Below are 6,370 nucleotides of genomic sequence, written 5' to 3' on the forward strand. Positions count from 1 at the left end.
AAACTGAAGATCGCCGGACAAAACTTTAACGGCGCGGATCTGATCCGGGCTAAGCAGAACATTCTGGAAGAAAAGGCGGATGTTTATATTACACTGAGATATTTAGACATGATGTTTGGAGATTCCAGTGAGATTATCGATAAAAAAATAGCACGATTGGAGGCGTGGATGAATAAAGATGATCAAAATAACTGTACCAGAGATACCGCCAAGCAATAACCGGTTTATTGGACGTGATAAGAAGTGGGAATACCAGAAGATCAAAAAGCAATGGGACATGCTGATGCGAGCCAATATGCACGATTTTCCAAAAGAAGCGCTGTCAAACGCAGAAGTGCATATCCATTATGTCTTCGGTGACCGAAAGCGACGAGATCCCGACAACTATGCTGGGAAGATGATTCTGGACCCGTTGGTAAAATACGGCATTATCCAGGATGACTGTTTTGGCTGTATCGACCTTCGGATCACAGCGGAATACATCAAAGGCCGTAACGAAACCCAGATTATCGTGACGGAGACAAGAAATGTTTGACCTAAAACAATGGGCCGCCGAGCGTAAAATGACACAAAAACAGATCGCGCAAATGTCCGGCACCTCCACACAGCCAATATCCGCATTGATGAATGACGGACACTGCCTGGAAGAGACAATCATTAAAGTTTGTTCCGGGATTGGGCGGCCATATAGGCGGGAAGAATGGGAGGAGCATATTTTAAAAAATAAAACGCCAAATCGGCCTAGAAAGCGAAAAATAAAACTGGAGTATGACCAGGTTAGGAACTATCGAGATCGTCGCTCTATGAAGGCGCTACGGCGAAATCTGGCCGTTGGTGAAATGGTTCGGGTGGCCTTTGACGGAAAGAATAAAATCCGGTGGGAATCTGGAGAGATTATTAGGATTTACGGCACACACGTCGGCGTGGATGTGCGGCTGCGGACGATTCGGGGGAATGAATTGATCCTGCGCAAGAGCTACATGATTGACGATGTGGTGAAGTGGAAGGGGAGCCATGCGAAAGATTGAGTTAATGCACTACCTGTTTGGCATTAAAACAGGGTTTTGCAAGGATTGTAAGCATTTCTATCGGAAGCAATACAACGGCATCTATCGGAAGTGTGAGGTGTACGGCGACTCCTGCGGCGAGGGGACAGACTGGAAAGCAACGTATGTGGCTTGCGGATTATACCCAGATGTGTCTTATAACGGCAGAAAAGTGGTTGAACTGGTTAAGCGTGGGAAAACCAAGGAATTAGAAAGCCCTCTGGAGGGGCAGATCAAAATGGAGGTATAACGATGAGTAAAAACTACATGCCAGAAGTGGCAAAGATGTTGGGCGTGGAAATTGGAGAAGAGTTTGATGTTTTGGATGAAGATGGAGAAATTAGGGATTGCGGCCCCTATAAATTTACAAATGAAACAATAGTTAACCGTCTCGGACACGAAGCAAGCGGTTGGTTGTTGTTCTGTTTATTGGCGGGTAAATACACCCTCCAAAAACGCCCGTGGAGACCGAAAGATGAGGAGGAATATTGGGCTGTTCTTACTAATGGGGATGTGGGATGGCGCTGCTTCCGAAAAGGCAACGCAAATAGCCTTGCATCTCTGTACATGGGAAACTGCTTCCCGACCGAAGAAGCAGCCTTGGCAGCAGTGACCGAAATGTTGGCGAAATTCGAGGAAATTAAGAAGGAGGTAGAAGAATGACCGATAAATTAATACTAGATGCTTGCTGTGGCTCTAGAATGTTCTGGTGGAACAAGCGGCATCCAGCGGCAGTCTATAACGATATCCGCGAATTAAAAACAACTCTATGTGATGGGAGAACGCTTGAAGTCAGTCCAGGTACTTTTTATGATTTCAGATATCTTCCATATCCAAGTGATTCCTTCAAAATGGTAGTATTCGACCCGCCGCATCTAATCAAGGCAGGTGCGAACTCCTGGTTAGCCACAAGGTACGGTCTGTTGAGCGAGGACTGGGAAAAACAACTTAAAGAAGGTTTTGACGAGTGTATGCGTGTCTTAGATCAATATGGTGCCCTGATTTTTAAATGGAATGATGATCAGATTAAGCTTTCTGAGGTACTTAAGGTGTTTGGCCAAAAGCCGTTATTCGGAGATAAAAGAAGTAAGACGCATTGGTGTGTTTTTATGAAAGGGGTAGAAAAATGACCAAAAAACTAAAACCCTGCGCTCACTGCGGTAAAGAGGGACATATAAGAGTAAGAGATGACATCTGGCTGCAACCAGCCAATTTTGAACCACATTGTGATACATATGGTTGCCAAGGTTCCGTTGGTCTTGCGTATGCAACCGAAGAAGCGGCCATTGAGAGCTGGAACACCCGCACGCCGGAGATTATGCGGTGCGGGGAATGCGTATGGTTCAATGAAAAGACTAAAAATATTGGAGATTGTGGATTTATAGGAGATATAACGCAAAAAAATAATTTTTGCAGTTATGGAGAACGGAGAGAAGAAGATGGAAAAATATGTGATTGATAAATTAGACAATATGGTGTCTGCATGTGATAGTCGTAGAACGTGTCGCGTATTAAATAATGAATGTCCCTATTATAACGATTGTATTGTTTTGGAACACCGCTTCGAGTGTAAAATAACAGACTTATGTAATATTGTGAATTATGTAAAGGAGGTAAAAAATGCCCGTACAGATTGATATGAAAATGCCAGAGAGCTGTGAAGCGTGTCCGTTTCCATCGTATGGTAGTCATGGAATATTTTGCGCCGCGATGAAAAGATATGCGGATATTCCAGAAGACGAAATATGGGAAAGGCGGGCAGATGATTGTCCGTTGGTGGAGACAGAAGATCGAAACTGGCACGTTATGGCTGATGGGGATTTGCCCCAAAAAGAAGATCAATATCTTGTAACTATTTCGGCTAATGGTTTTGTAGAAGTACTTAAAGGCTTTTGGAAGCATGGTCGAATGGATTTCATAAATGAGGATGGCTGCTATTTTGATGATTTAAATTTGGTTGCGACTGCATGGATGAAATGGCCGGAGCCGTGGGAAGGAGCGGAAAAATGAGCTTAAAAGACGCATTAGAAAATGATGTATTGACAGAAGAGGATCTCAGAGAATCTTTCGAACGCTTAACAAAGATAAGCGCAGCTGCAAAAGATTTGAAATGGGGAGAAAGTAAAGAGATCGAATGTCTAGACTGTAAAGGTGTCTTAACGGTATCGCGATCAGATTATAACGGCCATATCTGGGCGGTTTGCGAAAACTGCGGCGTTAAGATGATGCAGTAGGATGTTTAAGGGAGGAATACAAATGATTAAACTAGACCCAACAAAAATATACTACCTGTCCCACCCATGTACGAGCGTAGGGACGATGGCAGAAAACAAGGATCATGAGCAGAAGTGCTGGGAGATTATTCTAGAAAGTCAGCAGGGCTATGTTTCAAGACGGCACCCGCACAAAAACAAAATTTGCGTCACCCGTCCGTTGATTCAGATCCCAGAGATGATGTCTGAGGATGAAGCCATGGCGCGGTGCCTCGGATTCCTGGAAGAATGTGACGCGATTATCATGTGTGGCGATTGGGAAAAATCAAAAGGATGCGCGAAGGAAAAGTGGGCGGCGGAACGTTGGGAGCTTGAGGTTTTGTATTATGAGCAGGTGGTGAAGCGATCTTTGGATGAATAGCTATGTATGATTGTGAAAATTGCATTTTGCGCACTATGTGCTTTATTGAGATTACTGGCGAGTGTGAAAAAGCGCTAAGTGAACCAGTCGAACAAGAACCGTGTGACTCTTGCAAAGAACGATGGGAGTGTCCGGTGGAGAAGGGCGGGGAGTGCGTAAAGGAGGGCAAAGATTTATGAAACTTATGTTTACTTATTTGAAAAAGAATGGTAATGGAGGTATCCGCGCAACAGGCACATCAGCCGAAATACTAACAATGACTGCAATCGCCGTAGAATCGCTCTCTGTCGTGATTGCTGAGGAAAAAGGAATATCGAAGAAAGAAGCCTTGAAGTTTATCCTTGATTGTTTTTACGAAGATATAGATGCATTAGTAGCAATATAGGAGGACGCATGAAAGACAAAATAACAAAAGCATTTATAACAGTGAGTGAATGGATCGGCTCTCTGTTTGGTGGCATCGCTGCCGGGCTGGGGTGTCTGGTCTGGTGCATAGCGATTATCGGAATCCCGGTCGGCATTATCACGGTGGTAATTGCGGCGGTGTTGAGGGGATTCGGAGTAATTTAGGAGGTTAAGATGATTGGTGTAATTACAGGAATAATTATATTTGCACTTTGCATTGTGTTTTTCTTTGTTGGAGAAAATACGTATAGAGTAGGGCTTTCCGTGATTTCTATAATAATTGGACTTTTTACCGCTTTTTACCTGTTTTTGGCAGGGGCATTGTATGTTGTTGCGAAGGTACAAATACCAGAATTTCAAAATAAAAAGGCATACATTGAGGAGACTCTTGGTAAAGAAGGAAAGTCGCTTAATGACTCCATTGACGAACAGGCATTGCAGGATTTGAAGGTAAGCTGTAATCGGTGGTTGATTGAAGCAAAGACATACCACGAAAATTTGAAAATGTGGTTGGTAATACCGGATGAAGTGATGGACCTGACTTTTATTGAGTAATAAAAAAGGAAGCTTGCGCTCCCATGTAAACTCAAATGAAATTATACCACATCTTGTGGTTTCATACAAGGAGGGCGCAAGTGACCAATAAAGAAAAGAAAGACTGGCTTTGGCGGTATAAAGAAGCGTTGCTGGACATCGACAGTTGGCAGCGGGAGCTGGAGGAGTGGCAGACTCGGGCGGAGAAGATCACGCAGGTGGTATCGGATATGCCGAGAGGTGGCAAGGCGCTCGAAGTGGATGATATTGTGATCAAAATGGACGAAATTATGGACAATATCAAGAAAAAGGTATCTGAATCCCAGAAGATCAAACTGGAGCTAGAAATCGCATTTGAAGGGCTTAACGATTGCATACTAGAAGGGCTGATGAAGTATCGTTATATTAATTGTCTGGACTGGGCTCAGATTGCGATTGTGATGGGGTATTCGGAGCCGCATTGCTGGAAGTTACATGGAAAAGCATTAGAAAAATTAGAAGTGGATAGACAATGATAGATTGAAACATGATATTATGTTAGCATAGAAAAATGTTAACAACGCCGCCGTGACAAACCGGCAGAGCATATCTGTGCAGGCGAAGACGGCTGGCAGGCCGCCACTTCTCAAAATCTGGTTAAGTTTAATGACCGGATGTGGATTGATCACCACACGAGACTTGGCGGTTATATAAAAGAAATGGCCGCTGTATTATATGTGGCTGATTAAGGCATCGGGAAACCGGTGTCTTTTTTCGTGGAGGGAAATAATGAAATATGGCATATCTTGGGTAGAAAACGCCTCTTATTCGGTTGAAGTCGAAGCAGAAAGCGAACAAGAGGCTGTAGAGATATGGGAAACGATGGATCGGTCAGGATTAAAACCGAATAATACTACGATTAAGAGTTATTTTGAAGTATTTGAGTATGGCAATGAATAGTGGACCACGACCTCGGTAAGCTCCGGCGCTGAGGTCTTTTAATGCGACAAAACCGACAATAGCGAGGTGGTGATGGATGCCAAGAGCACCAAATGAGAAAGCAGAAACAGCCAAGCAGATGTACCTTGAAGGGCAGAAAATGGTGGATATCGCCGCCGCCCTTGACATACCTGAAGGGACCATCCGCAGCTGGAAAAATCGATATAAGTGGAATGCAACGTTGCAAAAGGATAATCGCAACGTTGCGAAAAAATGCGGTGCTCCTGTTGGCAATAAAAATGCTGCCGGCGGGCCGCCCGGGAATAAAAAGGCCGAGAAGTTCGGCTTCTTCTCAAAATACCTTCCGCCGGAAACCAAAGAAATTTTTGACGCGGTCCAGGACGCAGACCCCATTGACCTGCTCTGGCACCAGATTCAGATTCAGTATGCGGCCATTGTGCGGGCGCAGCGGATCATGTACGTCGAGGATCAGGAAGACAGCACTAAAGTCACCAGCATGGAAAGTGCCGGCTCCGAAGCCTATATGGTCCAGATGGCCTGGGACAAACAGGCCAGTTTCTTACAAGCGCAATCGAGGGCCATGAAGACCCTGCAAGGCCTGTTTAAGCAGTATGATGAGCTGTTAAAGTCTGATCTGGCCACAGAAGAACAGAAAGCCCGTATTGATCGTTTGAGAGCCGAGATTGCCAAGGTAGAAGCCGAAAACAAAGAACGCGCCGGCGGCGAGCAGCCTGGAGACGATGGTTTCCTGGAAGCTTTGAACGGCAGCGCGGTGGAGGACTGGGCCGATGAAGATTAAAAAAGCAGCCTTC

The 6,370-nt window shown here is 44.7% G+C and carries 16 protein-coding genes; all 16 read left to right on the forward strand.

The genetic code is table 11. From position 1 onward, the window contains the following. Positions 1-219, forward strand: a 219-nt coding sequence (locus FYJ53_RS21285) for a hypothetical protein (RefSeq protein ID WP_195840286.1), incomplete at its 5' end; no start/stop codon positions are given. Continuing rightward, on the forward strand, positions 179-535 hold the full coding sequence (locus FYJ53_RS20875) for a hypothetical protein (protein WP_154557767.1): 357 nt from the start codon (positions 179-181) through the stop codon (positions 533-535). The genes FYJ53_RS21285 and FYJ53_RS20875, both read left to right, overlap by 41 nt. Continuing rightward, positions 528-1,028, forward strand: a complete 501-nt coding sequence (locus tag FYJ53_RS20880; protein WP_154557768.1) for a hypothetical protein — start codon at positions 528-530, stop codon at positions 1,026-1,028. Before FYJ53_RS20875 ends, FYJ53_RS20880 begins: the two co-directional genes overlap by 8 nt. After that, positions 1,015-1,296: a hypothetical protein gene (locus FYJ53_RS20885; RefSeq protein WP_154557769.1), complete on the forward strand. Its 282-nt coding sequence runs from the start codon at positions 1,015-1,017 to the stop codon at positions 1,294-1,296. Before FYJ53_RS20880 ends, FYJ53_RS20885 begins: the two co-directional genes overlap by 14 nt. Positions 1,297-1,298: 2 nt before the next feature. Next, the gene (locus FYJ53_RS20890) at positions 1,299-1,709 is read left to right on the forward strand and encodes a hypothetical protein (RefSeq protein WP_154557770.1); all 411 of its coding nucleotides are present in this window, start codon (positions 1,299-1,301) and stop codon (positions 1,707-1,709) included. Further along, positions 1,706-2,176, forward strand: a complete 471-nt coding sequence (locus FYJ53_RS20895) for an SAM-dependent methyltransferase (protein WP_154557771.1) — start codon at positions 1,706-1,708, stop codon at positions 2,174-2,176. Before FYJ53_RS20890 ends, FYJ53_RS20895 begins: the two co-directional genes overlap by 4 nt. Further along, a complete protein-coding gene (locus tag FYJ53_RS20900; protein WP_154557772.1) occupies positions 2,173-2,505 on the forward strand; it encodes a Lar family restriction alleviation protein in 333 nt (110 codons plus the stop codon). The genes FYJ53_RS20895 and FYJ53_RS20900 overlap by 4 nt, the downstream gene beginning before the upstream one ends. Before the next feature lie 161 nt (positions 2,506-2,666). Further along, positions 2,667-3,056, forward strand: a complete 390-nt coding sequence (locus FYJ53_RS20905; RefSeq protein WP_154557773.1) for a hypothetical protein — start codon at positions 2,667-2,669, stop codon at positions 3,054-3,056. After that, positions 3,053-3,280 carry a hypothetical protein gene (locus FYJ53_RS20910; protein WP_074617057.1) on the forward strand — a complete coding sequence of 76 codons (228 nt, stop codon included), beginning with the start codon at positions 3,053-3,055 and terminating at the stop codon, positions 3,278-3,280. The genes FYJ53_RS20905 and FYJ53_RS20910 overlap by 4 nt, the downstream gene beginning before the upstream one ends. Before the next feature lie 22 nt (positions 3,281-3,302). Then, entirely contained in the window at positions 3,303-3,680 is a 378-nt protein-coding gene (locus FYJ53_RS20915; protein WP_177190851.1) for a DUF4406 domain-containing protein, read from the forward strand. Positions 3,681-3,855: 175 nt separating this feature from the next. Continuing rightward, on the forward strand, positions 3,856-4,065 hold the full coding sequence (locus FYJ53_RS20920; RefSeq protein WP_013379596.1) for a hypothetical protein: 210 nt from the start codon (positions 3,856-3,858) through the stop codon (positions 4,063-4,065). A gap of 8 nt (positions 4,066-4,073) precedes the next feature. Beyond that, complete coding sequence (locus FYJ53_RS21290) at positions 4,074-4,250, forward strand: hypothetical protein (protein ID WP_195840287.1); 177 nt, start codon at positions 4,074-4,076, stop codon at positions 4,248-4,250. Between the two features lie 9 nt (positions 4,251-4,259). Continuing rightward, positions 4,260-4,640, forward strand: a complete 381-nt coding sequence (locus tag FYJ53_RS20925; protein WP_154557774.1) for a hypothetical protein — start codon at positions 4,260-4,262, stop codon at positions 4,638-4,640. Between the two features lie 80 nt (positions 4,641-4,720). Then, positions 4,721-5,134 (forward strand): DUF1492 domain-containing protein, encoded by a 414-nt coding sequence (locus FYJ53_RS20930; RefSeq protein WP_371720688.1) that lies wholly within the window; start codon positions 4,721-4,723, stop codon positions 5,132-5,134. 253 nt (positions 5,135-5,387) lie between these two features. Beyond that, on the forward strand, positions 5,388-5,558 hold the full coding sequence (locus FYJ53_RS20935) for a hypothetical protein (protein ID WP_154557776.1): 171 nt from the start codon (positions 5,388-5,390) through the stop codon (positions 5,556-5,558). A 76-nt stretch (positions 5,559-5,634) separates the two neighbouring features. Beyond that, positions 5,635-6,357 (forward strand): phage terminase small subunit, encoded by a 723-nt coding sequence (gene terS / locus FYJ53_RS20940; RefSeq protein WP_154557777.1) that lies wholly within the window; start codon positions 5,635-5,637, stop codon positions 6,355-6,357. Positions 6,358-6,370 lie beyond the last annotated feature (13 nt).

The sequence above is a fragment of the Eubacterium sp. BL-380-WT-2B genome, assembly GCF_009696115.1.
In the GTDB taxonomy this organism is placed as follows: Bacteria; Bacillota; Clostridia; order Eubacteriales; family Eubacteriaceae; genus Eubacterium; species Eubacterium callanderi.

Bases quoted from the DNA above. Each gene is read 5' to 3' on its own strand.
- FYJ53_RS20915 (WP_177190851.1), top strand. From the start codon at position 3,303: ATGATTAAACTAGACCCAACAAAAATATACTACCTGTCCCACCCATGT.
- FYJ53_RS20925 (WP_154557774.1), top strand. From the start codon at position 4,260: ATGATTGGTGTAATTACAGGAATAATTATATTTGCACTTTGCATTGTG.
- FYJ53_RS20910 (WP_074617057.1), top strand. From the start codon at position 3,053: ATGAGCTTAAAAGACGCATTAGAAAATGATGTATTGACAGAAGAGGAT.
- FYJ53_RS21290 (WP_195840287.1), top strand. From the start codon at position 4,074: ATGAAAGACAAAATAACAAAAGCATTTATAACAGTGAGTGAATGGATC.
- FYJ53_RS20920 (WP_013379596.1), top strand. From the start codon at position 3,856: ATGAAACTTATGTTTACTTATTTGAAAAAGAATGGTAATGGAGGTATC.
- terS (WP_154557777.1), top strand. From the start codon at position 5,635: ATGCCAAGAGCACCAAATGAGAAAGCAGAAACAGCCAAGCAGATGTAC.
- FYJ53_RS20890 (WP_154557770.1), top strand. From the start codon at position 1,299: ATGAGTAAAAACTACATGCCAGAAGTGGCAAAGATGTTGGGCGTGGAA.
- FYJ53_RS20885 (WP_154557769.1), top strand. From the start codon at position 1,015: ATGCGAAAGATTGAGTTAATGCACTACCTGTTTGGCATTAAAACAGGG.
- FYJ53_RS20905 (WP_154557773.1), top strand. From the start codon at position 2,667: ATGCCCGTACAGATTGATATGAAAATGCCAGAGAGCTGTGAAGCGTGT.
- FYJ53_RS20900 (WP_154557772.1), top strand. From the start codon at position 2,173: ATGACCAAAAAACTAAAACCCTGCGCTCACTGCGGTAAAGAGGGACAT.
- FYJ53_RS20935 (WP_154557776.1), top strand. From the start codon at position 5,388: ATGAAATATGGCATATCTTGGGTAGAAAACGCCTCTTATTCGGTTGAA.
- FYJ53_RS20875 (WP_154557767.1), top strand. From the start codon at position 179: ATGATCAAAATAACTGTACCAGAGATACCGCCAAGCAATAACCGGTTT.
- FYJ53_RS20895 (WP_154557771.1), top strand. From the start codon at position 1,706: ATGACCGATAAATTAATACTAGATGCTTGCTGTGGCTCTAGAATGTTC.
- FYJ53_RS20880 (WP_154557768.1), top strand. From the start codon at position 528: ATGTTTGACCTAAAACAATGGGCCGCCGAGCGTAAAATGACACAAAAA.